The sequence below is a fragment of the Anaerophaga thermohalophila DSM 12881 genome, from assembly GCF_000191885.1.
Lineage (GTDB): Bacteria > Bacteroidota > Bacteroidia > Bacteroidales > Marinilabiliaceae > Anaerophaga > Anaerophaga thermohalophila.
Map to the genome: position 1 here is coordinate 1 of NZ_AEWI01000059.1, position 25,782 is coordinate 25,782.

The following is a 25,782-nucleotide window of genomic DNA, read 5'->3' on the forward strand; positions in this document are numbered from 1 at the left end:
ATTGTAAAAACCGTCAAACCTGTTTTTACAAAACACATCAAACCTGTTTTCACAAAACATGTCAAACCTGTTTCACAAAACACGTTAGTCTGTAGTTTATAGTCATTAGTCATTAGTCAATAGTCATTAGGTTGGATTACAGATATTTGAAAAACTCAGGGAGGTGCTGAAAAGTAAATAAGAGAAGGATTACAAAACCGTGTTAGCTGGGTTAAAGTTTTACTATCATTTTCCCCTTGTTCTTTCCGTCGAAAAGGTCCAAAAATGCTTGTGGGATATTCTCAAATCCTTCTTTAATGGTCTCTGTGTACTTTAATTTACCCTGATTAAACCATTCAGTCAATTGTCTCAATCCTTCAGGATGTTTGTCGGCAAAGTCGGAGATTACGAAGCCTTTCATTGAAGAACTTTTCTGTATCAGGAAGGGTTGAACACTGATACTTTTGGGCAGCTCAATGTTATTATATTCCGAAATAGCGCCACAGTTCACCGTTCTTGAAAACTTATTGATATTAAAGAGTACAGCTTCTGAAATAGCTCCTCCGACATTGTCAAAATAAACATCTACCCCGTCGGGGCATGAGTTTGCAATGGCTTCAACCATATTTTCTGTTGTTTTGTAATTGATGGCTTCATCAAAACCAAATTCGGATTTGAGCATCTCCACCTTTTCATCGGTTCCGGCAATCCCTACAACCCGTAGCCCGAGTATCTTACCAACTTGTCCGACGACACTTCCTACAGCCCCGGCTGCACCAGACACAAGGAGGGTCTCTCCTTTTTTGGGTTTTCCAATCTCCGTTAATCCCAGGTAGGCGGTAAGTCCTGTCATCCCTAAAACTCCAAGATATGCAGAAAGAGGTGCTTTATCAGAATCTACTTTGATCAATCCGTCAGCTTTTGCTGTTTGTGTTTCTTTCCACTGTAAAAGGCCGGAGACGTAATCTCCTTTACTAAAATGACTGTTCTTAGATTCTAAAACTTCTGCAACCACCCCGGATTCAATTGGTTTATTGAGTTCAAAAGGGGGTACATAGGACGGAACATCCCTCATTCTTCCCCTTAAATATGGATCCACGGAAACATACCTGGCACTTACCAGAAGTTCCCCTTCCTTTAATTCAGGTATTTCTGAAGTGGTAAATTCAAAATCTGTCAATTCAGGCTTTCCTGTCGGCCTGTTCTTTAAAGTGATTGTTCTTGTTGTGTTCATGGTTTCAATTCTAAATTATTTTTTATTAATGGGATATAAGTAACCTTGCAAGAATCTGACAATCATTTTGGAGTGTACAAGAAGGTATATCTTGTGAAACTTTGAAGATCGATGCCATATAATTTCCCTGACTTTTAAAAACCTGACGCTCTTTTTTAAGCATCATTATTATTTATCGGGAACATTCGTTTCCGGTTATTTTAAAATAAGCTTTCAATATAACAATGAACCGGTGGTACTTGTTCTTTGTACTTACGAAGAAATGGTTCACTTACCGTTTTGAACTAAAGCATCCTTTCCGGAGTCTGCTTTAACTCAAAATAACCGATGGGGCTTTTCGATATCAGTTATGCTTCAATGGATAAAGTCTGGAAATAATTTTACAACGAGACAGCCATAGATTTTTTTGCGCCGTTTGCTGCTAAAAAATTAAAACTTTATTATCACTCCGTTGGGAATTAACTGCACATTTTCGTTATGCGCAAATAAGAAGCCACTTTAAAAACGAATCGACCGACACCATAAGCAGCGACAACTGTCGGAATCATGATCGTTTTCTCGCCAAAGACATCTGTTATTTCCGAAAAATCGTTTTTAAATGCTGAAGGGTGAGCAACGTTGTGGTCCCTGATCGGTTTGTCCAGGAAAAAAGCTCCGGCTGTGGCTGCTGCCATTATCGGAATTGCTACCCGGGGAAATGGTTTTGGATGTAGCGAAAAGACCGAATCGGGTTTTTCCGCACGTACTGACCCGACCTGGAGAAATATTAATGTTGCTGTAATCAGAGGTCTTATCATTCTGAATATCTTGTTTTAATAAAAGTCATCTTTGCAAAAAACGTTTAATTTGATGAGAAGAGGCCATTTCTTTCAAAGTATTTTTTATAACCGGGGAATACCCGGCATCGGTTTTTTACATCAAAAGCACTGATTGAGGATTCCGTCACGTCTATCATAAAAGCGATGATTTGCTTAATGAAACGAGCATAACAAAAATTGCCTTAATAGATTATCAGATTTTTAGATATAAGTAATTTAGTCATTAGTTTTTAGTCAGTAGCCAGTAGTGTGAATTATAAACACAACATACGTCTTTGCGTTTAAGCTTTTTTTTCTAACCCCATGCAACACTACAGCTTGCCCGTATAAAGAAAGAATATTTACAGTGATGAAACGAGCATGACAAAGTTTATCACAAAAGAACATGTATAAACTCAATCATGCGAGTTCCATCAGACCAATAACTTAGACTAATTTTATACTGATGAATCCTCATTAACAACACTTTAACTTCGGCACAAAATTTAAACGCCTCGATTTTGACAAAAATATGCTTTTTATTCTGCAATCATGGGTTTTTCCGTGAATCAAAAAAAATCTGTAATTTAGACCATCCTGTATCAGGCTGGTGTTTTGTTTGAGTTTGTTACCAGCCGGGTTTTCAGATAATCATAGAAGTTATGAAAAAAGAGAGCATTTTTACCATTCCGAATTTGTTGAGTTTTTATCGTTTACTGGCTTTTCCGTGGATATTATATCTGGTCGTATCAGAGAATGAGGTTTTATTCAGTCTTTTTTTAATTATTAACCTGATAACAGATATTTTGGATGGTTTACTGGCACGTATTCTGCGACAAAGGACCGAACTGGGGGCCCGGCTCGATTCTGCTGCCGATGATCTCACCTATACTTTGGCCATCATCGGAATTTTTGTGTTTAAGTACGAGGAATTAGAGCCTCATTTACAAAGTTTCATTGTTTTTATTGTTTTTCTGATTTTGCCAATAGTATTGTCATTGATAAAATTTGGCAGACTACCCAGTTTTCACCTTTATTCCACCAAGGCCGGCGGGTATATTGAGGGGATTTTTTTTATAGTGCTTTTTTCCGGGCATTTTATAGTTTCGTATTATTATTTTATGGTGGTTTGGGGCATCCTGGCATCCATTGAACATATTGCCATCCAGGCATTAATACCGGAAATGCGGTCGAATGTTAAAGGTCTGTACTGGGTTTTAATGGAGGAATTGAGACAAAAGAAAGAGTTCCGCGATACGGGCCGTTAAAAAATAAATATGATATTTTATTCCTATTTTGAATGGAGTTTTTTATGGCTCCCTCTAATCGGACTTATAATAGGTTTTGGGGCTTCGGTGACCGGAGGTGGCGGAGGTTTCTTCTTTTTACCCGTTTTGATCCTGATATTTCATGTTCCTGGTCCGGTGGCTGTTCCTACCTCTTTGGCTGCCACCATCCCGGTATGTCTTGCTGGTTCGTGGAGTCACTACCGGCATAAACATATTGACCTGCATATCGCGTTGATCTTTATTCTTACCGGTATTGTGGGTTCTCTGGCCGGAGCCTGGCTCACCAATCTGGTATCGTCCTCTTTATTTAAGGTTTTTTTTGGAATTTATTGTCTGATTCTGGCCTTGCAGATGCTCTTTGTCCGGTTTCGCCAGAAACGGAATTGCAAAAAGGATGATAGAAATCTTTTCTCGCGAAGGAAGACGGTTCAAAGTGCTCTTTACGGTTTTCTGGCCGGTATCGTCACCGGAATGTTCGGTACCAGTGGCACAGCTCCGGTATTGGCAGGTTTGCTGGCACTGCAACTCCCCTTGAAAATTGTGGCAGGCACTTCTCTTCTGGTGATCACCGCCAATACTTTTTCTGCGCTTGGCGCCCATCTTCTGGTGGGACGCATCGATATGACGCTGATTTTGTTTCTCACCGCCGGCACCCTGGTGGGAGCGCTCCTCGGTCCGCGTAGCATGGTCCGCGTCAAAACCGATCGGTTCGAGGATAAAGTCCGGTTTTGGTACGCGGTGGTGCTTGGGCTTTTTGGAATCGGAATGGTAATGACTGGCGTTTGAGGCTTCCCGGAAGAAGAGCTGAGCAGACATACACATGATTTGATACAATTTTTTCCGACTTTATAGACGCGCATTAATTAAAGATACGGTGATAATCTGGGTCTGGCAAGCAAATGCTATCCTGAAATGGTGCAACACAAAAAACAAAAAACCACAAAAAGCTATCAATCAGCAATTTGTGGCTTTAACGGGTAGCCCCACCAGGACTCGAACCTGGATCTACGGTTTAGGAAACCGCTATTCTATCCCTTGAACTATGGGGCCATTAATGTTTCGCGTTGCAAAAATAGAAAAATCCGTGGTAATAGGAAACCGCTTTATTTTTATATGTTTTAACCTGAATTTTCCGGGTTTTATGCCACTTTTTCATCAAAAACACAGAGGCTAAAATGCAGAAAGCCTGTCGGCCACCATTTGAAGGTGTTCATCCGTACGTGCAAAATTGAAACGCAGTAGATGTTTCTTCGATTTTTCGTGATAGAAAGCACTGACCGGAATGGTGGTCACACCGGCTTCCTTAACAAGCCGAATGGCGAAATCCCTGTCACTTTCGTTCGTGATGTCTTCATAGCTAAAAAGCTGGAAGAAAGTTCCGTGTGAAAGAATTGGTTTGAATCGCGTAGCAGCCATCAGCTCATTAAAAATATCGCGTTTTTTCCTGTAATAATCGCCCAGTTGAAGGTACTCTTCCCTGAAGTCGAGAAATTCTGACAATGCCCACTGGAAAGGTGAAGAAACGCTTTGCATCATAACCTGCTGAACTTTTCGCAGTTCGTTCATTACATCGGCCGGTCCGGCACAATATCCGATCTGCCATCCCGATACATGATAAGTTTCTCCGAACGAACTGATGATAATGCTCTGTTCGGCCAGTTTGGGGTACATGGCAACGCTTTGATGCGACTCTCCGTTAAAGACAATGTGCTCGAATATTTCATCCGAAAGAACCACGATGCGTGTTCCGTTAATGATCTTTTGGAGCCGGAGCATATCCAGTTCTGAAAAGACTTTACCGGTAGGATTATGTGGCGTGTTGATAATGATCATCCGGGTGTTGGAGGTGATCAGTTTCTGTACTTCTCCCCAATCGATGTGGAAATCAGGTGCTTTCAGGGTGACATAAACCGGTTTTCCTCCGTTGATTTCTATGGCCGGCACATAACTGTCGTTAGCGGGTTCAAAAATTACAACTTCATCGCCTTCTCTAACCAGGGCCGTTAAGGTTGTAAAAATGGCTTGTGTGGCTCCGGCCGTGATGGTAATTTCGGTCTCCGGATTGTATTTGTGACCGTAAAGTGCTTCAATTTTTTTTGCCAGTTTTTCGCGTAGTTGCAATACGCCGTTGGCCGGTGCAAATTCATTGATTCCTTCAGAAATATGCTTTTGTACCAGTTTTATCAACCTCGGAGAACAGTGAAAATCGGTATATCCGGCAGCCATATTTATGGCATTGTGGCTGTCGCCCAATTCACTCATTGCATTTACAATACTGTTTTCAAGGGTAATAAGTTTCGGTGCTATCATGATGTCTTATTAAAATTCACTAATTGAGTTTTTGCCTGAAAGACTTATTAATATCATCCGGTTTATATCCGGCCTCTATCAAATATACACAATTATTCGCTGCAAAAGTGCATCTTTTTATCGTTTTGAAAAGCCTTTTCTGACGAATGGGTAAGGATTTTTCCATTACCCAAATTCTTGCAAGCAGGCGACGGAGGCGGGATGAGCAATTCGGTTTCCTGATTTTGATCGGGAATTTAGAAAATGTAAGGCTTTTATTTATGAGTGTGGTATAAAAAGCATATTTTTGTCAAAATCAAGGCATTTTAAATTTTTGTACCGGAGTTAACTTGTTGTTAATGAGGATGCAAAAATTTAAAACAACAACGAGTTTGGCAACAAAGATGCTTTTTAGACCGGGCTCATTTATTAGTATATAATTTGTCTAAGTAATAATTCGTTTCGGGTAATTTTAATCCTGGCATAAATTGACCGTTATTTTTCTTTTAAATCAAGCCTAATTTGACAGAAGGCGTCTTTTTATTGGTAATTTGGTATATCAGCAATGTCGGAGCAATCAGGAATGTAATAAATCTTCAAGAACATCCAGGCTTTTTAGGGTACCAAAACCATGGGCATGCAATTTGAAAAAGTCGAGGAGAAAGTTAAGCAGGGTATTACGTTCCGAAACGTTGGCAGCAATGGTTTTCAGAGAATAAACATCGGCATTCATCAACCGGGTTAGTAAGCCCGCTTTGTCGGGCGAAAGAAAGAGCGGATGTATCGGCTCATATCTTGTAAAATTTCCATTTTTCATGTCAAACCATGCCTTTGAGCCTATTTCGTTTGTATTGGGATAGAAGCCAAGATAACGTGTCAGGCGAAACATAACAAACAGGTGCAGGTTTTCACTTCCTTCCACCCCCGAATCGAGCAGTTCTACGGAATTGTTGAGAAAATCATACAGTTCTTCCGATTTCTCCTGCAACGTCAGGATATGAGACAATAATTCCGTCAGGAAAAAAGCCTGTGCCCGTGTGTTTTGCGAATAGGGAATCCGCATTAGCGGACTCAGCAGCGAGAATTCCTTTATACGGTGAAGGTCTCTTTTTGACGAATGGTACACTTCCAATGACAGCCGGTTGAGCGGCTGAAGCAATACGGTTTTTCTGTTTTTACGACTTCCTCGTACACTGTTTACTACATAATTCTGACGACCCAGTTCCCTGGTGTATATATGAACAATGGCACTTGTATCGCGATACAAGATATGATCCAGCACAATGCCTTCGGTTTTTATCAGTGTACTCATGTTGGACAGATCAGTATTAGATAATCAGATCAATAGATCAATATAGCATTACACTACTCCGGTAAACTTTTAACTTTGGCATACAGAAATTTACGGGCAAAAACCTTTGTATGCAAATAGCAGATTTGCTGATCATGGCAAGGGTTTAACGGGATATTTCATATTCATTTTAAATGCTGCCTGATGCATGCAAAGATAAGGATTAGAAAAATTTCAAATCAATTTTTTTGTTTGCAACACCACGAGAATGTTATATATTTGCATCCGCGAAGAAATTTGCAAGCAGCGATGCCCAGGTGGCGGAATTGGTAGACGCGCTGGTCTCAAACACCAGTGGTAGCAATACCGTGCCGGTTCGATCCCGGCCCTGGGTACAAAATCGAAAAAAGCCCCCTGATTATCAGGGGGCTTTTTTATTTTTGGTGCCAAATCGGAGGGCAATTAATTCCGGAATTATTTGATGATGATGTATTGGTATGAGTGAATGCCACATTTTTTGTAGCGCCATCAATGAATGGTATTCTAAATCTACGTGGAAATTTCATTCTTCCTGTTTTACCGGCTATTAAAATCCTCTTGTCATGTTTTTTGTATTTAAATACAGGACAAGGTATCGAAGCTATTCCTTGCCTTGCCCTGTGGTTTTGCCAAATCTTACGTATTCGATAATTTTAAGAATTTATTACTTTCTGATTTCTAATTTGTATTGAAATGATTTCTTTTCCAGTCGTTAAATTGCGTTGCAGTAATTCGCTGTCCGGTTAATCCGTCACTTTCATCACTGGCAAGAAAAACAATGGGTTCTGCCATTATATCCGGACTTAATATTTTAAAATCCTTTGGCAGGGATTGCTTAAATTCATCCGGAACCATTCCGGTTTCTGTAGCTCCGCCCGGCAATAGCATATTTACATCTATTTGGTAATCCTTTAAATCTTCCGACATAATAAGTGTTAGGGATTCTGCCCCTGCCCGTGAAGGTCCATAGGGAATAAATCCCTTTCTTTTCATTGTTTCATGGTTCATGGTGATGTTTACTATTTTACCCTTCTTTTGTTTGATAAAAAAGGGTACAAATGCTTTTGCAACCAGAAAATAACCGGTGAGATTTGTATCAATCAAATCTCGAAAACCGGTTGCACTCACTTCAAAAAATGGTTTGGGTTCTGTCAAAAAATGAGGATTAACCGTTCGCATACCGATACCTGCATTGTTAACAAGCATATCAAGCGTTCCCCATTGTTTTTCCACCCATTTTACAGCATTCATAATGGATGATTCGCTTCTGACATCCATTTCTAATGCATAGGCATCAATTTGCTGGTCTTTTAAGTCGTTGAGTGCTCTGTTCAAACTATTAGCATGGCGTGCAACAATTAGCACGGTTGCTCCGTTTAAACCTAAAGCTCTGGCCATTGCAAAGCCCAATCCGCTTGAGGCTCCTGTAATTAGAACCCTTTTTCCTGCTAGCTTGTCATTTGTCATTTTTAATAATTTTTAAGTCAATGCGTTAAAAAACGCTTTTAAACTAATTCTACTTTAACAGATTTATCGTTTTGAATAACACTAATCTATGTCACACTGCCGTTCTTTGTGACGCTGCTGCAGTTTCTCCGGCCTCCGTTCATCGGTCATTTCACGATAAATTTTGGATACACTGCAAGATGGTCGTTAACCGATAGCAGTGTTTTACCATTATCCGGATATCTTTTTAAGTTTTTCGCCGTTCCTCATGGCAAACTTGAATTTTGTTCTTTATTTCAAATGAGTTTTATACATGTTCTTGTTGTGGAAAAGGTTGCCATGCCCGTTTCAATTGCAAGATACTAAATATTGCAAATTACAAAAAACAACGACACTTAATTTAGTGATCATTTTAACCTGTTAAAGTAGAATAAAAGTCGAAATCTGCGTGCTTTTTTTGGTTTTAAGGGGGTATTTTTAACAAAGTGGTTTGAATTTATTCGTGAACATGTTTCAAGATATAATGTTTATAAAAAGGTCTGTCCAAAAAGGAGCCATTTACGGTGTTACGCTTGTCCGAAAGTTACTATTTATTTACGATATAGTAAACTCCGTTTTTTGGACATCGCAAGTCTTCTAAATGACGCTTTTTGAACAGACACATAATTTGTTACAACTTTTTCTGACTTTTTAGACGGCTACCAAATAGAATTTCGTTCAGACCGCTCAACTTAGGTAAAAAAGGCAACTGAGATAAAAGAAAATGGGGATCGCTGACTAAATAACGAACTGAGCCATTGGTGAGTACGGCGAGGATAAGCCATTGCAAAATGCAGGATTAAGTTACCTGTATCTTTTATTTCTCATTCTCACTATGGTCGCCGGAAACGTGAAACTTAACAATCATTTAATGAATCTTCTTAAAAATTACCGCAAATGAGAAATATTTTAGTGACATATCAAGCGAGTGAAAAAGAAAAAGAATTTTACAGGAACTTTTTTAAGGATCAAGTGATTTCTTTTTTAGATGATTATGCAGAAACAGATAAAAAAGAAAAAATATTATTGGAAAGTGAAATAATCATTGCGTGGAATCCTACAAAAGAATTAGAACAGTTTAATAAAAGCCTGTTCAGTAATTTTCATCTTATTCAACTATTGTCTGCCGGTTATGATCATCTGAAATTCGAGATGTTTCCGAACAAATGTTTAATTGCTGCGAATCAGGGCGCTTATGCAACACCAATGGCTGAACATACGGTCGCGATGATTCTTGCACTGGCAAAAAAATTGCGATTGTATCATAACCGCCTGGCAGAAGGAAAATTTGAACAAATGAATAGTATTACGAGGCAGATTAAGGGAGCAACGCTCGGTATTATCGGTTTTGGTTCAATCGGGAAAGAAGTTACCAGGTTGATGCGTAGTTTTGATGTGAAAGTAATGGCCTTAAACACAAGCGGAAAAACAAACGAAGATGTTGATTTTACAGGCACATTAAACGATTTGGATCACCTGTTAATTCATTCTGATTTTGTGGTCATTTCCATTCCCCTGACAGACGAAACAGAAGGATTAATCGGCAAAAGGGAATTAGAGTTGATGAAAAATGACGCTATATTGATTAATGTGGCCAGAGGGCCCATCGTTAAAGAAAAAGATTTATATGACCATTTGAAGAACCACCCCGATTTTTCAACCGGAATTGATGCGTGGTGGATTGAGCCGTTTAAGTTTGGACAGTTTAAAATCAATTACCCCTTTTTTGAATTGCCTAATCTCTTGGGATCGCCGCACAATTCAGCTATTGTCGAAAACATTATGATTGAAGGAGCAGGAAAAGCAGCAGAAAATGTGAAGAGATTCCTGAATAATGAGGAAATAAAAGGAGTGGTTGATATAACAGTATAAGATCAGGGAACTATATTAAGCTGCCTCTGCATCAATACAATAGATCGTTAGATTTTTAGATATAAGATGTAAGATGCTTCGTACAATCTTGATATACTGAATTTTAACAAACATACACCTTTGAATACAAATAATTGATTTGCAGTGTATTGCAAAAGTTTAAGGGAGTATTGTCAATATAAAAAATGAAAATATCCACACCAAACCAGGAATTTCACTTGACCAATATTTTGAGGCAGTCACCCCGACAATTAAGTACAGAGACAAATTTCAAAAATAAAACAAAAGATAAGGAGTAAAAATATGGAAAAAACAATGAAAGCAGCACGCTTATATGAATTGGGAAAACCTCTTGTAATAGAAGAGGTGCCGATACCTGAATTATCTGATGACGATGTGTTGGTAGAAGTGAAAGCCACATTTGTAGCGCCATCAATGAATGATATTTTAAATCCTGGCGGAAATTTTATTCGCCCTGCTTTACCGGCTATTTTTGGTTCCGATGCTGTTGGAATAATTTCTAAAGTGGGAAACAAGGTAAGAGGATTAAAAGAAGGTCAAAAAGTATGGGTCAATTCGATCCTTTATGATAAGACTGATGAATACGCTTTAATGGGCCGGGAAGCATTGAGTGATTCGATGGCTTTTCAGGGCATGTTCACTTTTAATCCGAACAACGTCCCTCTTTTAGATGAATATCAAGGCGGCTTTGCTCAATATGTAAAAGCGCCCTCGACAAATGTGGCAATCTTACCGGATAATTTTCCTCTTGAACAGGCAGTCCGTATTGGTTACCTTGGAACAGCCTATCAGGCTTTGAAATATGCAAATGTTCATTACGGCTCAACCGTATTGATTAACGGCGCTACCGGAACCGTTGGGACAAGCGCTGTGCTGCTGGCTTTAGCAATGGGTGCGGTAAAAATTATTGCTGTAGCCAATAAAAAAGAGAGATTGGAAAAAATCAGGCAGATCAATCCGTCGGTTATTTCCACTTTGTCACTCCTTGATGGAGACGTGACCGGCAAAATAAGGGAATTGACAAACGGTAAAGGGGCCGGGTCATTTGTTGATTGCCTTCAATACGTTGATACGCAGTCAACTCATCAATGTTTATATGCAGTTAAAAAAGGAGGGACGGCTGTATTTGTTGGCGGGGCAACCGGAAATATCAATATTCCTTACGGTTTTCTTTTAGGAACTGAAATAAAGATAACCGGGTCATTATGGTTTCATAATTTTGAAGCAAATGAATTGGTTAACCTGGCTCAATCCGGTTTGCTGAATTTAAATTTGTTTGATGTAAAAACCTTTTCACTTGACGAGATAAACGAAGCTGTTGCTCTTGCAGGATCAAGATTAGGAGGATTAACAACAGTAATGGTAAAAATATAACAAAGTCCTAAATACATTAGACCATTAGATTTTTAGACGGAAGAATTAAGATAAATCGTATGATGTTGAAAATCTGCATTTTAATAGAAAGCAATTTTTAAACATAAACAGCTGATTCAGAGATTTTTGTAAAAGTTTAACAGATTATTAAAAATAATTGAGTGCAGTCTAAAAAGCTTTTTGACCCCTAAATCCCCCAAGGGGACTTTTTCAAACTGCTGATTTTTAGCAGTTCCCCTTTAGGGGTCAGGGGTACAAATGGTAAAAATCAGCAGTTTGAAGGCTTTTTGTACTGCACTCATAATTAAAAGGTAAAAATATGGCAAAAATGAAAGCAATGCAGGTAAAAAAGCCCGGTGATGATTTTCAATTGGTTGAAATACCCGTACCGGCACCCAAAGAAAATGAAGTACTGATAAAAGTAGAAGCCTGTGGAATTTGTCACAGTGATGCAATCGTAAAAGAAGGGTGGTACCCAAATCTACAATATCCTTTAGTCCCGGGCCATGAAGTAATTGGAACAATAACGGAAGTCGGGAAAAATGTAAAGTCATGGCAAACAGGTCAAAGGGTAGGCGTGGGCTGGCATGGCGGCCATTGTTTTGAATGTGAACCTTGTCGTCGGGGCGACTTCATTAATTGTGACAATGGCAAAGTCCCGGGAATTAATTACAACGGCGGTTATGCTGAATATATGTGCGCACCTCAGGATGCACTGGCTTTAGTTCCCAAAGAATTGAATTCGGAAGAAGCCGCCCCTCTTCTTTGTGCCGGTATCACTACGTATAACGCGTTAAGAAACAGCGGAGCTAAACCGGGTGATACTGTTGCAATACAAGGCATAGGAGGTTTGGGACATTTGGGAGTACAATTTGCAAATGCTGCCGGCTACCGGACAGTGGCAATTTCTCACGGAAGTGAAAAAAGAGAATTGGCACTGGAACTCGGTGCACACACATACATTGATGCAAGTAATTCCAATGCGGCCGAAGAGCTGCAAAAAATGGGAGGAGCTGACATTATTTTGGCCACTGCGCCTAACAGCAAAGTTATTTCTGAAATAACAAACGGCCTGAAACAACGAGGTAAATTAATCATTGTTGCTGCGACGAACGACCCCGTGGAGGTTATCCCGTTCGCTCTTATTTCCGGTAAAACAATTCAGGGATGGCCCTCGGGTGATGCAAAAGATTCTGAAGATACTATGAATTTTTCGGTATTGAAAAATGTTCGTCCTCAAATTGAAGTTTTTCCTCTTGAGAAAGCAAATGAGGCCTATAATAAGATGATTACCAACAAAGTAAGATTTAGGGCTGTATTAAAAATGCAATAAATCCCGGTCTTTGAACAAACCATACATGAGTGCGGTTTAAAAAGCAGTTTGACCCCTAAATCCCCTAAAGGGGACTTTTTCAAACTGCTGATTTTTAGCAGTTCCCCTTTAGGGGTCAGGAGTAAAAATGGTAAATATCAGCAGTTTGAAAGGTTTTTAAATTTTTGGGCCGGAGGTGATAACCCCGGTGATTAATGAGAATTAAAAAATTTAAAACAATAATGGGTTTGGCAACAAAGATGCTTTTTAGACCGGGCTCTTAGAATAATCAAATTTTCAACAAATTAATTAAAGGAGTTTAACATGAATATCAAAAATTATTTAAAAGGTTTCGACATTAAATTACTTGTCGTCTGTATGCTAATGATAACAATCGCTACTGCTGACGGATACGGAAGAAACCAGGGGAAAAAGAATGAACAAAATATCGTTCGTAAGGAGATTGATTATAAGGCAGGAAACACAACATTAAAAGGGTATCTTTTTTACAATAAGAATAATACGAAGAAAAGCCCCGGAATCATTGTTGTGCACGAATGGTGGGGCAATAATGCTTACAGCCAAAAGCGCGCCAGGATGTTGGCAGAATTAGGTTACACAGCATTTGCTGCCGACATGTACGGCAATGGACTTATTGTTGATAATCCGGAAGAGGCACAAAAAAATGCGGGTGTTATTTATTCTGACTTGGGTTTATTGAAAGAAAGAATGACAGCCGCTTACGATGTTTTAGTAAACAGCGGTTTTGCAGATCCGGAACATATTGCAGCAATAGGTTATTGTTTCGGTGGTACGGTGGTCTTAAACGCTGCCAGTTTAGGTGTCCCGCTCGATGCAGTGGTGAGTTTTCACGGTGGGCTGGAAGGTTTTAAAGCGAACCCGGCAATTAAAAACACGCATGTTCTCGTCTGCAACGGAGCAGCAGATAAATTTGTATCCCAGGAAGATAAAGACAATTTTAAAAATCAAATGAAGGCTGTCGGCGCTGAATATGAATTTAAAGAGTATGAAGGCGCCTTGCATGCTTTCACAAATCCCGAATCGACTGAAGCAGGCCAGAAATTTAACATGCCCATTGCTTATAATGCAGCAGCAGATTCAGCCTCGTGGAATGATATGAAGGAATTTTTCTCAAAGTATTTTCCTGTTAATTGAATAAACGTCGGGCAATAATACTTAGCCCAGCTTATTTCCCATTGAAATGGGATGTTCATAAGTAACAAAACCTACTGACAATTAAGTCGGTAGGTGTTGTTATTTAAGAGCGCTATTTCATAAACTGTGTAAAAAATTACTTTCAAAACCGGGTAAACCTGTCACTGAGATTTACCCGGTTGTTTTTTAAATCCCGATATAGAATATTGAATATCAAGTACGTGTTGTGACAATATTTATAATTCGGGTACTACAAACGGCTTTCAAAAATATTGCAATAGATTATCAGGTAGTTACAAAATAAAATAACCGAAATTTGTACGTTTTTCTGTTTTGGGGTGGTATTTTTAACAAATTGCGTTATAGAAATTATTTTCTCCACAAAAAAATCTGTAGCAATTAATAAACATTACCTCGTCAAAGACATAATCGCTTTTGCAGTATGTAATCTATTTTCCGCTTCGTCATAAACAACTGAAATATTCGGATCGTCGATTACTTCATCTGTTACTTCGTGATTTCTGTCTGCCGGAAGGGCGTGCATAAGTTTTACATTTTTATCGGCTAATTTTATTCTTCTGCTGTCGCAAATCCAATCATGATACTTTTCTAAATTTGCTTTCATTTCTTTTTTGCATTCGTCTTCATTATCTAAATATTCTTGAACACCGTAAGCGCCGAAGCCGCCCCAGTTTTTAGGAATCACAACATGCGCTCCTTCAAAAGCTTCATCCATATCACTTGTCAATCTTATTTTGGTAACAAGCAGAAGCAGTGACAAGGCACCCAGTCATAAAAAAATTGACTTATAATATTTTGGGTTTAGGTTTCACTCCAGCAATAGTTATCTTGCCAGCAAAGCCTCTGGTCGTTTCACCTGATGATGTAAAGATAAGCATGACTTTTAAATTCAACTTAAAAAGTCATTTTTATAGTCCAATACTTGGGGAGCAGAATAGGGAACACTGCATTTCTTTATCCTGAAGGTTTTGCCTTTTTTGTTTTTTAGTGTTGTTACCACCTGTTTTTGCTTGTTTTGTTCCCTGGTATTTTTAACAAGTTGGGTTAAAAAGGGGATAATCTGGATTTGATGACTAAATTATCTTTTCTTCTGATTCCGTATAGATTGTTTTTTTCATAGCGGTCCCATGCAATACCTTGTCCCTCTGATGTTATTTTTAAAATCTTTTTCAGCACAAGTATGGATCCCATTTCTGGTAATTGGAGGACATAAACACTGGTACTGTCGTGGCCGGTTACATATAAATTGCCATCAGGTCCCCAGGAACCGCCTGAGCAACTCATTGGTTTGAATTCCTGCAGAACGGACGCAGGAAATGTCCAGGATTCTTGTTCATGCCAGTTTTTATCGAACTTAACCAATACAGTCCACCTGTTATTTTTGTTTATCTGTGGTTCAAATTTGTCATAATAGGCAAAGCAGACCCACCAATAATCGTTGTAATAGTCGGCCCAGGTACAGGATCCATATTTTATCCCAAAGCTGTGGGAACCGATATGTTCAAGATTTTCTGTATCAAATATCTCTATTGAACTGGTCATTGGGATTTCCGGATAATTTGAATGGGCGCAATAAAGTTTGCCATTGACGACTACGCCACCATCGAAATGGATGATCTGTCCTGAATCGTCGTTCCATTCGGCAACAAGATCACCGTTTATTTTTCTGTATTTTCCAATTCCTTGTGTGTTAATGGCATAAAAATAAGCCGAATCAACTGCAATACCCTGCCTTGCTTCCCGGATTTTATAGGACTGTACTGTTTTGAAGGCGGCATTCTCAGTTTGTGAAAAAGAAATGTTTGTAATCAACAAAAGAAGCAGGAATATGATGATTCTTGTTTGATGGAATATTTTATTGTCTTTCATCCGTATAAAATTAGTCTAAGTTATTGGTCGGATGGAACTCGCATGCAAGAACTTATACATATTCTTGTTGTGGAAAACTTTGCCATGCTTGTTTCATAAATAAACCTGGATTGATAAATAAAATTAAACTGCTGCAAAATTACTTCTTTATTCTTTCTGGAAATGGGGAACTAATCCGGGAATAACTGAACCCATCGTCCGTCGAAGCCTCCATCGCTGGTGTTCCAGTCGGCATATACTCCTTTGCCCAGGAATATTCCCCTGTTTTCCAGTTCGTCCTCAACCGAACCATCTCCCCGTGTACCATTATGGGCAAAGTAAAGGTGTTGATACCATGGCTCGGGACCCAATTCGGAGTAGAATTTATCGCCTTCCGTACCATAAATGTAAACTCCCCAAAACCAGTGTTTGCGGATATAACCTTTCCGGTCTTCGTCGGGATCCTGGGTGTCACGTGCGGTGTAATAAAAGGTTGTCACTCCGGTTGAAACTTCCGGGTTGCCTAACTCGCTGGTAACCGGGGTCACCATATTGATAGAAAGTTCATCTTTCCAGTTGGTGGGGTCCAGGTGGCTGGGAATAATGTCAGCCAGATCCTGCAGTTCATAAGTAATTCTTTTTACTTCGGACATGGGAACGCCTGAATACTGATCTTTCCCGGAAGCCAGGCTTGAGGCATTGTCATTTTGTATGGACTGTGCATTCCAGAAATTCGTTGCCCCGGTATCATACTGATCAACAAAAATATAGTGGAACAGGCTTTTGCCTTCGTTGTTAATATCGACTTTTGCCGTTGCATTATTCGCATTTAGTTCCGTGATATCCGACCAGCTCTCCTCTACAAAATGCAATTCTGCCTGCGACGGGTTGAAAAGGTTGAAATCCCAGTCCGCCTGCCAGATCATCACATGTTTCCCGGCAGATGTTGTCATAAAGTTAAGGTCGGGATCAGGATATTCCCTGGCATTGTGCAGGCTGTGACGGGTAATGACAACATAGTTAATTTCCTCACCGGATCCAGGCCCGCCATTAACATTGTTAATTCTTATTTCTATCCGTTCCCAGTCATGTATTTCGTAGCGTTGCTTGGCATGATATACATGGTAGAGCAAAATAATACTGTTGGTTTGAAGGGAATGATCGTAAAAACGAATGGCTGCCGAATAGAGTGTCGGCCTGATCTGCCAGTCGGGATGTTCACCCTGGTTGACATATTTTTTCAATTCATCACTCCAGTTCTCTTTATTATTGGCCAGGTAATTGTCATGGTCGTAATTGAAGTTGGTGATCCAGTCATGACCTTTGTGATTATCGTCATATTCATTCGCTTGTTTGAAAATTACGGGCGAATAATAATGCAGATAAGACCGGATTTGTTCATAAGATAATCCCGGGGTCGGTTCAGATGTGCTGACGAACTGACCCGGTAGTTCTGCTGCGGTTATCTCTCGGTTCACCTCCCATTGAACATTAGTACAGGCCGGCAATCCTACTAAAAAACAGTATGCAAGGAACAGAAGAAATGTTCCTTGCATATCCTGTTTTGAGATAAATAAATATTCTTTATGTCTGGTTCCAAATATTTTCATAAAACAGGCATTCATAAAACCGTTAAAGTTTAAAAGAGAGTCCTAAAGTACCGTATCTTCCAAATTTTGCCCATTGCTGAAGCCTGGCATAATCGGCTGATGGTTTTCCGTAAATCTGTCGTTCCTCCTGATCGGTCAGGTTGTTAAGCTGAAGGAAAGCAGACAAATTTTTCGTAATCCGTTGCTTCACCGATAAATCAAGATGGTATTCCTGCTTAAAATAGGAATCGGTATATTTATCGTCACCCACACTTTGCAGGATATCGTCCCTGAAATTATTCGAAATAACGAACGACAAACCCATTTTCGGATTATCATACATCAATGCAAAGTTAGCGATATGTTCCGGACTGTATCCCAATGGTAGATCCCTTCCGTTCACTTCCATTTCAGCTTTTGTATAAGTGTAATTGGCATAAATGCTGAAATAATCGAGGAAAGGCACGTTGAGAAAATTAAGTCGCTGATTCAGGGCGACTTCAAAACCATAAATTGTTGCATCTTCATCGACGTTAATCGGCGTAGTTATCTCGTAGACTTGAGGTTCTCCTTCATACGTCAATGTTTGGGTATAGGTTGAATTCAGGATAATATCAGCCATTTTTTTATAATAGATTCCAGCGCTGAAAAAACCCAAAGATGATGTATAACTCTCGAACATCAAATCAAAGTTATTGGAAGTGGTTGGATCAAGTTCCGGGTTTCCCCTTTCTATTTCCCTCGAATCGTCATCCCTAAACTCGTAGGGAACCAATGAAACATAATCAGGCCTGGCAATCCCCGAAGAATAAGCCAATCTCAGGTTCATTTTATCGTTGAACCGGTAAGTAAGATGGGCAGATGGTAATAAATTTGAATAACTTGCATCTGATTCATTTTGGTTAGCCGACGCAATGGCCAGTGACTGATAATTATTACTGGTATTTTCGAACCTTAACCCGGCAAGAATAGTAAATTTCTCAGTCAGGTTCAGCGTTGTCATCCCGTAGGCAGCCCATATATCCTCACTTGCATCATAATTGTCATCCGATTGGTCGAGGTACTCGGCCCTTTCTGCTCCCAAATACCCTGTATCATCCGGGTCTGCAATCACATCGATAAAACCAAATTCCCCTTCACCAATTGTGTGTTCTTCAGGAAAATCCCTTAATTGCAACCTTCGGGCTGTATATTTTGCATTTTTATTTAAATATTTTCCGCCAAATTTTAATGTGCTCATTTCGTCGGTCAGGTAATAGGGAATTTCAATGTTTACCATCCCCGAAATGTCTTCATCTTCTTTCAGATTATCGTCAACACGAATCCGGTTGAGCGTGAGTACATCTTCCTGGGTAAACTTTGTATTCGGGCTAAATTCTTTTATTTCATCGTTTGTGTAACCCGAGAAATCAAAATCACGCTGAAACCTGAAATAAGTCCTCGCAGGCATTTCTTCTTTGGCTTTAATCCAACTTCCGGTATAATCAAGCTTTACGCCGTTAAAATTATGGCTTCCCCCAAACATAATGCTGTTTAAATACTGATCTTCAACCCGGTTCCTGGTTTCTTTTGTTTCCTCGTCATCATCGATGACCCATTCGTTCAACCGCCTGATCTCCTTATCAAAATACCTGTTGTAGTTGGCATTCACGTATATTCTGTTAAATTGATCAAATTTATACTCTGTGTTCAGGTTTAACCCGGTCCGTTCCCTTAAGACATCATAATCATTGGAATGCTGGGCAAAAATATGACCGGTCATGATATCATCGTATTCCAGTTCTTTTAACAGCGAGCCCCGATTGGTTTTGTAATAAGCAGCAGCAAACAGCACCCCGAGTTTTTTATCAAAGAACCGCCGGCCGACAACCCCCGACAGATCGACAATATCTTTACCATATTCTTCGAAATAAGAATGCTGGTCATTATAACCTGCCCCGGCATTTATGGTAACAATGCCTTCATCGGGCGCCTGTTTCATCTGGAAATTAATATTACCGCCAATGGCGTCTCCGTCGATATCGGGCGTTAACGCTTTTGTTACAACAATATTTTCCATCAGGTCCTGGTTAAGCAGATCCAGTCCGACAGCCCTCCCCAGGTCGGGGTCTGGCGCAGGAATTCTTTGACCGTTCACTGTCAGTGAGTTGTATTGAGGCCCTATACCCCGAATCTGTACCAGTTCGCCTTCGCCCTGATCATAAGAAATAGATACACCCGGAATCCGGGCAACCGTTTCCGCAGCGTTCCTGTCGGGGAAAAGCTGGAATTGCTCAGACGAAACAACATTTTTTATGTTGGGAGAATTCTTTTGCTCATTCAGCGCTTTTGCCTGTCCGCGTGTCAGCTGACCATAAACAGTGACACCGCTCAGTTCTTTTTCAGATTCCTTTAAAGAGAAGTCAACAACAGTAACCTGGTTGGGCTCAACGGTCACCTCCAAAACTTCTTCCTCATATCCCAGGTACTTAGCACTGATCTGATAGTTTCCGGGCTGTACCCCCGAAATCGTATAGTTGCCCTGCAAATCTGCTGAAGCGCCCTGCGAAGTATTCAATAATATGACATTGGCGCCGATAAGAGGGGTTCCGGATGTCTCTTCAATTACTTTACCTGCAATTTTCCCTTTAGATTGAGCAAATGTGTCTGAAGAACCCAGGAGGATGCTGAAAAGCCCTACCCAGATAATGAAATTAAACGTCAATCGAGTCATTGTTTTTATTTTTAGTTAAAATTCAAATTGATTTTTTTGAACCGATTCTTACTTCGGCAATAAAACAAAGGCTGTTTTATCCTGGCCAATTTGGGTTAACGCCAGTCAAAAATATTTTCTAATCCCGTGTCTTTTGGACATAAAATGCCTCTTCATTTACATTTTATGAACTAATAGAACGTACATCTCCCATGCATTCCTGGGTTGATCTTCATATTTTCATCCGTATAAAATAAGTCTAAGTCATTGGCCTGATGGAACTCGCATGATTGATTTTATACATACTCTTTTGTGACAAACCTTGTCATGCTCGTTTCATCCGTATAAAATTTGTTTTTAAGGTCGGATGGAACTCGCATGATTGAGTTTTATACATGGTCTTTTGTGACAAACCTTGTCATGCTCGTTTCATTATGAGTTCGGGGACAAAATAACCGAGCATGTTTTAACTGAACCTTAAATCAAGATTAAAGGTTAATTACATTTCAAATAAGATTTAAACAGGAAAATTCTTTCGAAATGATTTGGTACATCTGGTTCCCTTCGGGTATTTCCAGTTCATCAAGCTGAGTTAATTGAAATTTAAATGCTTCTTCGAAGCTGGGTAAGTAAGAAATCATTTAGGGCAAACTTAGAAGCAAATATTTTGTAAAACGAGGTTCAGAACTAAAAAAAATAAATGATCACGAACCAGACTAATTGATTTATTTTTAGCGGTTAGTGAATGTTATTGTACAATGGTATCAAATAGGTACAATCCCGGTCGTTGGCATGAAATCAAGGCTAAGCCCGCTGATTATCAGGGGGGCTTTTTTATTTTCTCCTTCATCACAACCTCCAAGTCACATTCTTTGTTAATTTTGTAGCAACAAAAGTGTATTAATCATCAATTCCATAGCTCTGTGAGCAACGAAAAACAAAGATTACTTGACAGAAGATACCTCGACATGGCCCGCATCTGGGCGCAAAACAGCTATTGCAGGCGGCGGCAGGTTGGAGCTCTGTTGGTGCGTGATAAAATGATCATCAGCGACGGTTATAATGGGACGCCATCAGGGTTTGAGAATATTTGTGAAGACGAGAATAACAAAACCAAGCCTTACGTGTTGCATGCCGAAGCCAATGCCATTACAAAAGTAGCCCGGTCGGGCAACAACTCGGAAGGAGCTACGCTGTATGTCACTTCGTCTCCCTGTATAGAGTGTGCAAAACTGATTATTCAGGCAGGAATAAAGAGGGTTGTTTTTTCGGAGAAGTATCACATTGAGGATGGCATAAATCTTTTGAAACGGGCTAATATTGAAGTCGTCCAGTTGGAATACCGAGACGATGATAAGTGACCCTGATTTGGGTATAATATTTGATGAGGATGAGGATCAGGTTCGACCGGTTTTTACGGGTATAAAATTAGTCTAAGTATTGGTCTGATGGAACTCGCATGATTGAGTTTATACATCAATTTTGTGGCAATTTTTGCCATGCTCGTTTCATCCTCTCGTTTGAAATACAAATTTTTGGTTCGTTAAATATATCTAAAAAATTTACTAGTCTCGAAAAATGGCAAAGCAGATAAAAAACACATCCAGGCACATCTATCTTCCAATTATACTGGCAGTTGTGTTGGTAACCGGAATGTTTGTGGGGAGAATAACGGCTCCTTTGGGGCAGGGTGATTCGTCGCGGCGTTTGTTAATGTATCCTGAGTCGGGGAAACTGCAAACCATTATCAACCTTATCGATGAGCAGTACGTGGACAGCGTTGATACTGATAAACTGGTGGATAATGTGATTCCCGAAATACTGGAAAAACTGGATCCCCACTCAGTGTATATTCCACCCAGGAATCTTGAAGCAGCAAACCAGGAGTTGGAAGGTAATTTTGGAGGAATTGGCGTGGAATTTAGCATGCAGAATGATACGGTTATGGTGATCAGTGTTGTGTCAGGTGGTCCGTCCGAGAAGGTCGGCATTCTGCCCGGTGACCGGATTATTACTGTTAATGACACGGTGATTGCAGGCGTGGGTATGCCAACCAATGACGTAGTGGGAATGTTGCGGGGTGACATCGGTACCAAAGTCAATGTCGGCATTAAGCGAAGAAACAGAGATAAGCTCATTGATTTTGAGATAACCCGGGGGAATATCCCATTGTACAGCGTTGATGTGGCCTACATGATTGACGATTCTATCGGATACATTAAGGTGAACCGGTTTGCGCGTAATACCTATCAGGAACTTTTATCTGGGCTGGCCAGGCTGAAGGCTGATAATTGCAGACACATCATCATGGACCTTCGGGGTAATTCGGGGGGTTATCTCGATATTGCCATCAGTATGGTCAATGAATTTCTTGATAAGGGTGATATGATCGTTTACACGGAAGGCGTTCACAGTCCAAGACAGGAGGTACATGCCAACGGTAGCGGTTCATGTAAAAATACTGACATAACGGTTCTCATTGATGAGTTTAGTGCCTCGGCCAGTGAGATTTTTGCAGGCGCCATGCAGGATAACGACCGGGGAGTCGTAGTGGGTCGGCGTTCCTTTGGGAAAGGTCTGGTTCAACAACAGTTTCCCTTGCCGGCAGGAGGCGCCCTCAGACTCACCGTCGCACGGTATTACACCCCAAGCGGACGGTGTATTCAGAAACCTTACGACAATGGCGTGGAAGATTATTACCGGGATATTATCTACCGTTACGAGCATGGTGAATTTTTTAACCGGGACAGTATCAACATTAACGATTCCCTTGTATATAAAACGATTGGAGGCAGAAAAGTATACGGCGGCGGCGGTATTATGCCCGATGTTTTTGTGGCGAGGGATACTTCCAACCATACCGATTATTATTACAATCTGAGAGAATCAGGGGTAATATATCAGTTTGCACTGGATTATTCTGACAAGAACAGGAATGAACTTTCGGAATTCGAAACAGTAGAACAACTGGAGGCCTATCTTGACCGCCAGCCTATAGGTGACATGCTGGTAAGTTTTGCAAACAGGAAAGACGTGAAATACAATGCATCGGAATATCAGATTTCTAAAGAACTTATTGTCAACGAAACAAAGGCCTACATTGCCCGGAATATTTTGGACAATGAAGGATTTTATCCCATCATCCGGAAACACGATGAGGTACTGAACAAGGCACTGGAAGTCATCAGAAGCGGAGCCGCTGATTCTATCTTACATGTTGATAGTGCTCAGGCATCAGAGGTTAGTGAGTCAACAGCTGACGCAACAGAACCAAACATCTGACCCGGGAAACTTCTTCCAACGGGTCTTTCCTATGGGAGCGAGAACCAGACTGTGCCTTCAAAAATTCAACCGGGTGGGACTATTTGAATTTAACGAAACGAGCATGACAAGGTTTGTCACAAAAGAACATGTATAAAATTCAATCATGCGAGTTCCATCAGACCAATGACTTAAGTAAATTATATACTGATGAAATCCTGAAAATAGAATTGGTGATTGGGTAGTTCCTCCAATGCACCGGCGCCTGATTGTTGGCCTTTAAAAAACAAATTTTAAACTAAAGCGTCTTATTTTTGGAGATTTTTTTAACGAAAAGTAAAATTGACGTTCACGTTTTACGAGCGTACAAATAATTTATGATCATGCTGTTTAGAGTTATCATTTACACCATATTGATATATTATGTCTTTAAACTGGTTTTTCGTTATCTGATGCCTTTGTTTATTTCCAAGCAGGCCCGGAAAATGCAAAAAAGACAGGAAAATGCCCATGAGGAATACATTAACCGGAAAAAGAAGGAAGAAGGAAAGGTGACCGTTGAGTACGATCCTGAGAAGCAAAAAAGGAATGATAAAGATTCACATGGAGGAGAATATGTCGACTATGAAGAGATAAAATAAAAAAAGCGCCGGTTTTTCGGCGCTTTTTTTATTATTCGAGTATGGTTACCCATCCGTAAGGATCGGGCTCATCACCGTATTGTAAGGCACGTAATTTATGGTATAATTTTTTGGTAACGGGTCCGGGCTCGCCGTCTTTTGAGAAACTGTAGGATTTATTGTTGTCCAGATCGTCTATTCTTCCTACCGGACTAATGACAGCTGCCGTTCCGCATTGTCCCACTTCCTCAAAAGTGTCGACCTCATCAAACGGGATGGGACGAATCTCGGTTTTCAAGCCCATGTCTTTGGCCAATTGGACAAGGCTTTTGTTGGTAATTGACGGCAGGATGGAACGTGATTCGGGCGTAATATATGTATTGTCTTTTATTCCGAAGAAGTTGGCCGGGCCGCATTCGTCAATATATTTCTTTTCGCGGCTGTCGAGGTAAAGTACTGCCGAATAACCTTTTTCTTTGGCCAGCATGCCGGCCCTTAGACCGGCTGCATAATTTCCGCCAACCTTAATGTTACCTGTACCACGGGGAGCGGCACGGTCGTACTCACGCATCACCGCCACGCTGGTCAGCTTAAAACCCTCCTTGAAATAAGGACCTACCGGTGTCACAAAAACAAGAAATAAATATTCGTCGGCAGGCTGAACACCAACTTTTGGGCCTGTTCCTATCAACAGCGGACGGATATACAGAGAGGCGCCCGACTCATAAGGCGGAACAAATCTCTTGTTCAGCGATACGGCCTTTTTAACGGCTTCCACAAATAACGCTTCCGGAACTTCGGCCATCATTATGCCCTTCGATGATGACAGCATACGACGTGCGTTCTCCTCAACACGGAAAATCCTGATTTTGTCATCTTTGCCGCGATAGGCCTTCAGCCCTTCGAACGCTTCCTGCCCGTAATGCAGTGCGGTAGCGGCCATGTGAATATTAATCTGATTGGAGGAAGAAACTTCCAGTTCGCCCCATTTCCCGTTCCGATAATAACACCGGACATTGTAGTCGGTATCCAGATAACTGAATGATAAGTTTGACCAGTCTATGTTCATGATTTTTCTGCTTTACTTTTTCAATAATAATGCGGCTAAAGTTAAGGAATTTTCCGTAAACAGATATGATGGTTGTCAGCAGCAGGGCTTAATTTGGGTTAAATATTAATTTTTTTGAAGTGATATGTGTTTATCTGTTTTTTATTCCACGTAAAAACGCAAAGAAAAGATTGGATGAAAGAGAAGGGCATGGTGAAGATTGAAACAATAAAGGAGGGTGTCTAAAAAGTAATTCTTTGGAAAAACTGAATTCAATCTTTGCTGCCGCCAGTGATGTTTTTCAATTAGCTACACAGAGCTGCACAGAGAAAAAAGGACTTTTAGACAGCCTCTTGCATATAAGTTCCCCTCAAGGCGTAAAGAAATTTTTTATAGATAAAAGCCTTAATGCCATTATACCTGCAATAAAGATTATTTAACAGTTTGTTAACTTTTGTATTTCAAAAAGAACCAATTTGTTGAACCTTGAAAATGAGTCAATATGCTGTATTTGGTTTTATTGTGCTGTTTGTGAGTTGCTTGAT

General features: G+C 40.2%; 22 protein-coding genes and 2 tRNA genes. 12 read left to right on the forward strand and 12 right to left on the reverse strand.

Annotated features, from left to right (window positions below):
- Positions 1-211: 211 nt before the first annotated feature.
- Both ATH1_RS0114260 and ATH1_RS0114265 read right to left on the reverse strand, forming a co-directional pair.
- Positions 212-1,213: an NADP-dependent oxidoreductase gene (locus ATH1_RS0114260; RefSeq protein WP_010422985.1), complete on the reverse strand. Its 1,002-nt coding sequence runs from the start codon at positions 1,211-1,213 to the stop codon at positions 212-214.
- A gap of 458 nt (positions 1,214-1,671) precedes the next feature.
- Positions 1,672-2,010, reverse strand: coding sequence for a hypothetical protein (locus ATH1_RS0114265; protein ID WP_029164142.1), 339 nt, complete (start codon positions 2,008-2,010; stop codon positions 1,672-1,674).
- 662 nt (positions 2,011-2,672) lie between these two features.
- On the opposite strand from ATH1_RS0114265, the gene ATH1_RS0114270 reads away from it, so the two are divergent.
- Complete coding sequence (locus tag ATH1_RS0114270; protein WP_010422990.1) at positions 2,673-3,278, forward strand: CDP-alcohol phosphatidyltransferase family protein; 606 nt, start codon at positions 2,673-2,675, stop codon at positions 3,276-3,278.
- Between the two features lie 9 nt (positions 3,279-3,287).
- Entirely contained in the window at positions 3,288-4,085 is a 798-nt protein-coding gene (locus tag ATH1_RS0114275; protein ID WP_010422993.1) for a sulfite exporter TauE/SafE family protein, read from the forward strand.
- Between the two features lie 192 nt (positions 4,086-4,277).
- Here the strand turns inward: ATH1_RS0114275 and ATH1_RS0114280 are convergent.
- From ATH1_RS0114280 to recO, 3 genes are all read right to left on the reverse strand, one after another.
- Positions 4,278-4,349, reverse strand: a tRNA-Arg gene (locus tag ATH1_RS0114280).
- A 120-nt stretch (positions 4,350-4,469) separates the two neighbouring features.
- Positions 4,470-5,609: a methionine aminotransferase gene (locus ATH1_RS0114290; RefSeq protein ID WP_010422999.1), complete on the reverse strand. Its 1,140-nt coding sequence runs from the start codon at positions 5,607-5,609 to the stop codon at positions 4,470-4,472.
- 556 nt (positions 5,610-6,165) lie between these two features.
- Positions 6,166-6,900, reverse strand: a complete 735-nt coding sequence (gene recO, locus ATH1_RS0114295; protein ID WP_010423002.1) for a DNA repair protein RecO — start codon at positions 6,898-6,900, stop codon at positions 6,166-6,168.
- Between the two features lie 290 nt (positions 6,901-7,190).
- Here recO and ATH1_RS0114300 point away from each other — a divergent pair.
- Positions 7,191-7,274 (forward strand) — tRNA-Leu (locus ATH1_RS0114300).
- Positions 7,275-7,596: 322 nt separating this feature from the next.
- Here the strand turns inward: ATH1_RS0114300 and ATH1_RS0114305 are convergent.
- Positions 7,597-8,385: an SDR family NAD(P)-dependent oxidoreductase gene (locus tag ATH1_RS0114305; RefSeq protein WP_010423004.1), complete on the reverse strand. Its 789-nt coding sequence runs from the start codon at positions 8,383-8,385 to the stop codon at positions 7,597-7,599.
- 915 nt (positions 8,386-9,300) lie between these two features.
- On the opposite strand from ATH1_RS0114305, the gene ATH1_RS0114310 reads away from it, so the two are divergent.
- From ATH1_RS0114310 to ATH1_RS0114330, 5 genes are all read left to right on the forward strand, one after another.
- Complete coding sequence (locus ATH1_RS0114310; protein WP_010423006.1) at positions 9,301-10,275, forward strand: 2-hydroxyacid dehydrogenase; 975 nt, start codon at positions 9,301-9,303, stop codon at positions 10,273-10,275.
- Between the two features lie 303 nt (positions 10,276-10,578).
- Positions 10,579-11,670 (forward strand): alcohol dehydrogenase catalytic domain-containing protein, encoded by a 1,092-nt coding sequence (locus ATH1_RS19585; RefSeq protein WP_010423010.1) that lies wholly within the window; start codon positions 10,579-10,581, stop codon positions 11,668-11,670.
- Between the two features lie 319 nt (positions 11,671-11,989).
- Positions 11,990-13,003 (forward strand): alcohol dehydrogenase, encoded by a 1,014-nt coding sequence (locus ATH1_RS0114320; RefSeq protein ID WP_010423020.1) that lies wholly within the window; start codon positions 11,990-11,992, stop codon positions 13,001-13,003.
- Positions 13,004-13,198 (forward strand): hypothetical protein, encoded by a 195-nt coding sequence (locus tag ATH1_RS22820; RefSeq protein WP_081467460.1) that lies wholly within the window; start codon positions 13,004-13,006, stop codon positions 13,196-13,198.
- Positions 13,199-13,306: 108 nt separating this feature from the next.
- Positions 13,307-14,158: a dienelactone hydrolase family protein gene (locus ATH1_RS0114330; protein ID WP_010423027.1), complete on the forward strand. Its 852-nt coding sequence runs from the start codon at positions 13,307-13,309 to the stop codon at positions 14,156-14,158.
- A 409-nt stretch (positions 14,159-14,567) separates the two neighbouring features.
- Here ATH1_RS0114330 and ATH1_RS0114335 read toward each other — a convergent pair whose 3' ends face one another.
- The 5 genes from ATH1_RS0114335 to ATH1_RS22490 form a co-directional block, all read right to left on the reverse strand.
- Positions 14,568-14,939 (reverse strand): hypothetical protein, encoded by a 372-nt coding sequence (locus ATH1_RS0114335; RefSeq protein WP_029164143.1) that lies wholly within the window; start codon positions 14,937-14,939, stop codon positions 14,568-14,570.
- A 284-nt stretch (positions 14,940-15,223) separates the two neighbouring features.
- Positions 15,224-16,048 (reverse strand): hypothetical protein, encoded by an 825-nt coding sequence (locus ATH1_RS0114340; RefSeq protein WP_010423033.1) that lies wholly within the window; start codon positions 16,046-16,048, stop codon positions 15,224-15,226.
- A gap of 170 nt (positions 16,049-16,218) precedes the next feature.
- Complete coding sequence (locus tag ATH1_RS0114345) at positions 16,219-17,637, reverse strand: hypothetical protein (RefSeq protein ID WP_139035442.1); 1,419 nt, start codon at positions 17,635-17,637, stop codon at positions 16,219-16,221.
- Between the two features lie 22 nt (positions 17,638-17,659).
- Positions 17,660-20,329: a TonB-dependent receptor gene (locus tag ATH1_RS0114350; RefSeq protein WP_010423039.1), complete on the reverse strand. Its 2,670-nt coding sequence runs from the start codon at positions 20,327-20,329 to the stop codon at positions 17,660-17,662.
- Positions 20,330-20,814: 485 nt separating this feature from the next.
- Positions 20,815-20,949, reverse strand: a complete 135-nt coding sequence (locus ATH1_RS22490) for a hypothetical protein (protein WP_010423042.1) — start codon at positions 20,947-20,949, stop codon at positions 20,815-20,817.
- 282 nt (positions 20,950-21,231) lie between these two features.
- Here ATH1_RS22490 and ATH1_RS0114360 point away from each other — a divergent pair, with 282 nt between their 5' ends.
- From ATH1_RS0114360 to ATH1_RS0114370, 3 genes are all read left to right on the forward strand, one after another.
- Positions 21,232-21,669: a deoxycytidylate deaminase gene (locus tag ATH1_RS0114360; protein WP_029164145.1), complete on the forward strand. Its 438-nt coding sequence runs from the start codon at positions 21,232-21,234 to the stop codon at positions 21,667-21,669.
- A 217-nt stretch (positions 21,670-21,886) separates the two neighbouring features.
- Complete coding sequence (locus tag ATH1_RS0114365) at positions 21,887-23,590, forward strand: S41 family peptidase (protein ID WP_010423047.1); 1,704 nt, start codon at positions 21,887-21,889, stop codon at positions 23,588-23,590.
- A gap of 362 nt (positions 23,591-23,952) precedes the next feature.
- Positions 23,953-24,210, forward strand: a complete 258-nt coding sequence (locus ATH1_RS0114370; RefSeq protein ID WP_139035444.1) for a DUF4834 family protein — start codon at positions 23,953-23,955, stop codon at positions 24,208-24,210.
- A 31-nt stretch (positions 24,211-24,241) separates the two neighbouring features.
- Here the strand turns inward: ATH1_RS0114370 and ATH1_RS0114375 are convergent, their stop codons facing one another.
- The gene (locus ATH1_RS0114375; RefSeq protein WP_010423052.1) at positions 24,242-25,258 is read right to left on the reverse strand and encodes a branched-chain amino acid aminotransferase; all 1,017 of its coding nucleotides are present in this window, start codon (positions 25,256-25,258) and stop codon (positions 24,242-24,244) included.
- Between the two features lie 236 nt (positions 25,259-25,494).
- On the opposite strand from ATH1_RS0114375, the gene ATH1_RS0114385 reads away from it, so the two are divergent.
- Positions 25,495-25,677, forward strand: a complete 183-nt coding sequence (locus ATH1_RS0114385; protein WP_010423055.1) for a hypothetical protein — start codon at positions 25,495-25,497, stop codon at positions 25,675-25,677.
- The last annotated feature ends 105 nt before the right edge of the window (positions 25,678-25,782 follow it).

What these genes read in the sequence shown, in the direction of transcription:
- ATH1_RS0114365 (WP_010423047.1), top strand. Translation starts at nt 21,887, where the DNA reads ATGGCAAAGCAGATAAAAAACACATCCAGGCACATCTATCTTCCAATT.
- ATH1_RS0114340 (WP_010423033.1), bottom strand. Translation starts at nt 16,048, where the DNA reads ATGAAAGACAATAAAATATTCCATCAAACAAGAATCATCATATTCCTG.
- ATH1_RS0114270 (WP_010422990.1), top strand. Translation starts at nt 2,673, where the DNA reads ATGAAAAAAGAGAGCATTTTTACCATTCCGAATTTGTTGAGTTTTTAT.
- recO (WP_010423002.1), bottom strand. Translation starts at nt 6,900, where the DNA reads ATGAGTACACTGATAAAAACCGAAGGCATTGTGCTGGATCATATCTTG.
- ATH1_RS0114265 (WP_029164142.1), bottom strand. Translation starts at nt 2,010, where the DNA reads ATGATAAGACCTCTGATTACAGCAACATTAATATTTCTCCAGGTCGGG.
- ATH1_RS0114310 (WP_010423006.1), top strand. Translation starts at nt 9,301, where the DNA reads ATGAGAAATATTTTAGTGACATATCAAGCGAGTGAAAAAGAAAAAGAA.
- ATH1_RS0114260 (WP_010422985.1), bottom strand. Translation starts at nt 1,213, where the DNA reads ATGAACACAACAAGAACAATCACTTTAAAGAACAGGCCGACAGGAAAG.
- ATH1_RS0114320 (WP_010423020.1), top strand. Translation starts at nt 11,990, where the DNA reads ATGGCAAAAATGAAAGCAATGCAGGTAAAAAAGCCCGGTGATGATTTT.
- ATH1_RS19585 (WP_010423010.1), top strand. Translation starts at nt 10,579, where the DNA reads ATGGAAAAAACAATGAAAGCAGCACGCTTATATGAATTGGGAAAACCT.
- ATH1_RS0114375 (WP_010423052.1), bottom strand. Translation starts at nt 25,258, where the DNA reads ATGAACATAGACTGGTCAAACTTATCATTCAGTTATCTGGATACCGAC.
- ATH1_RS0114275 (WP_010422993.1), top strand. Translation starts at nt 3,288, where the DNA reads ATGATATTTTATTCCTATTTTGAATGGAGTTTTTTATGGCTCCCTCTA.
- ATH1_RS0114330 (WP_010423027.1), top strand. Translation starts at nt 13,307, where the DNA reads ATGAATATCAAAAATTATTTAAAAGGTTTCGACATTAAATTACTTGTC.
- ATH1_RS22490 (WP_010423042.1), bottom strand. Translation starts at nt 20,949, where the DNA reads ATGATTTCTTACTTACCCAGCTTCGAAGAAGCATTTAAATTTCAATTA.
- ATH1_RS0114370 (WP_139035444.1), top strand. Translation starts at nt 23,953, where the DNA reads ATGCTGTTTAGAGTTATCATTTACACCATATTGATATATTATGTCTTT.
- ATH1_RS0114290 (WP_010422999.1), bottom strand. Translation starts at nt 5,609, where the DNA reads ATGATAGCACCGAAACTTATTACCCTTGAAAACAGTATTGTAAATGCA.
- ATH1_RS0114350 (WP_010423039.1), bottom strand. Translation starts at nt 20,329, where the DNA reads ATGACTCGATTGACGTTTAATTTCATTATCTGGGTAGGGCTTTTCAGC.
- ATH1_RS0114305 (WP_010423004.1), bottom strand. Translation starts at nt 8,385, where the DNA reads ATGACAAATGACAAGCTAGCAGGAAAAAGGGTTCTAATTACAGGAGCC.
- ATH1_RS0114345 (WP_139035442.1), bottom strand. Translation starts at nt 17,637, where the DNA reads ATGAAAATATTTGGAACCAGACATAAAGAATATTTATTTATCTCAAAA.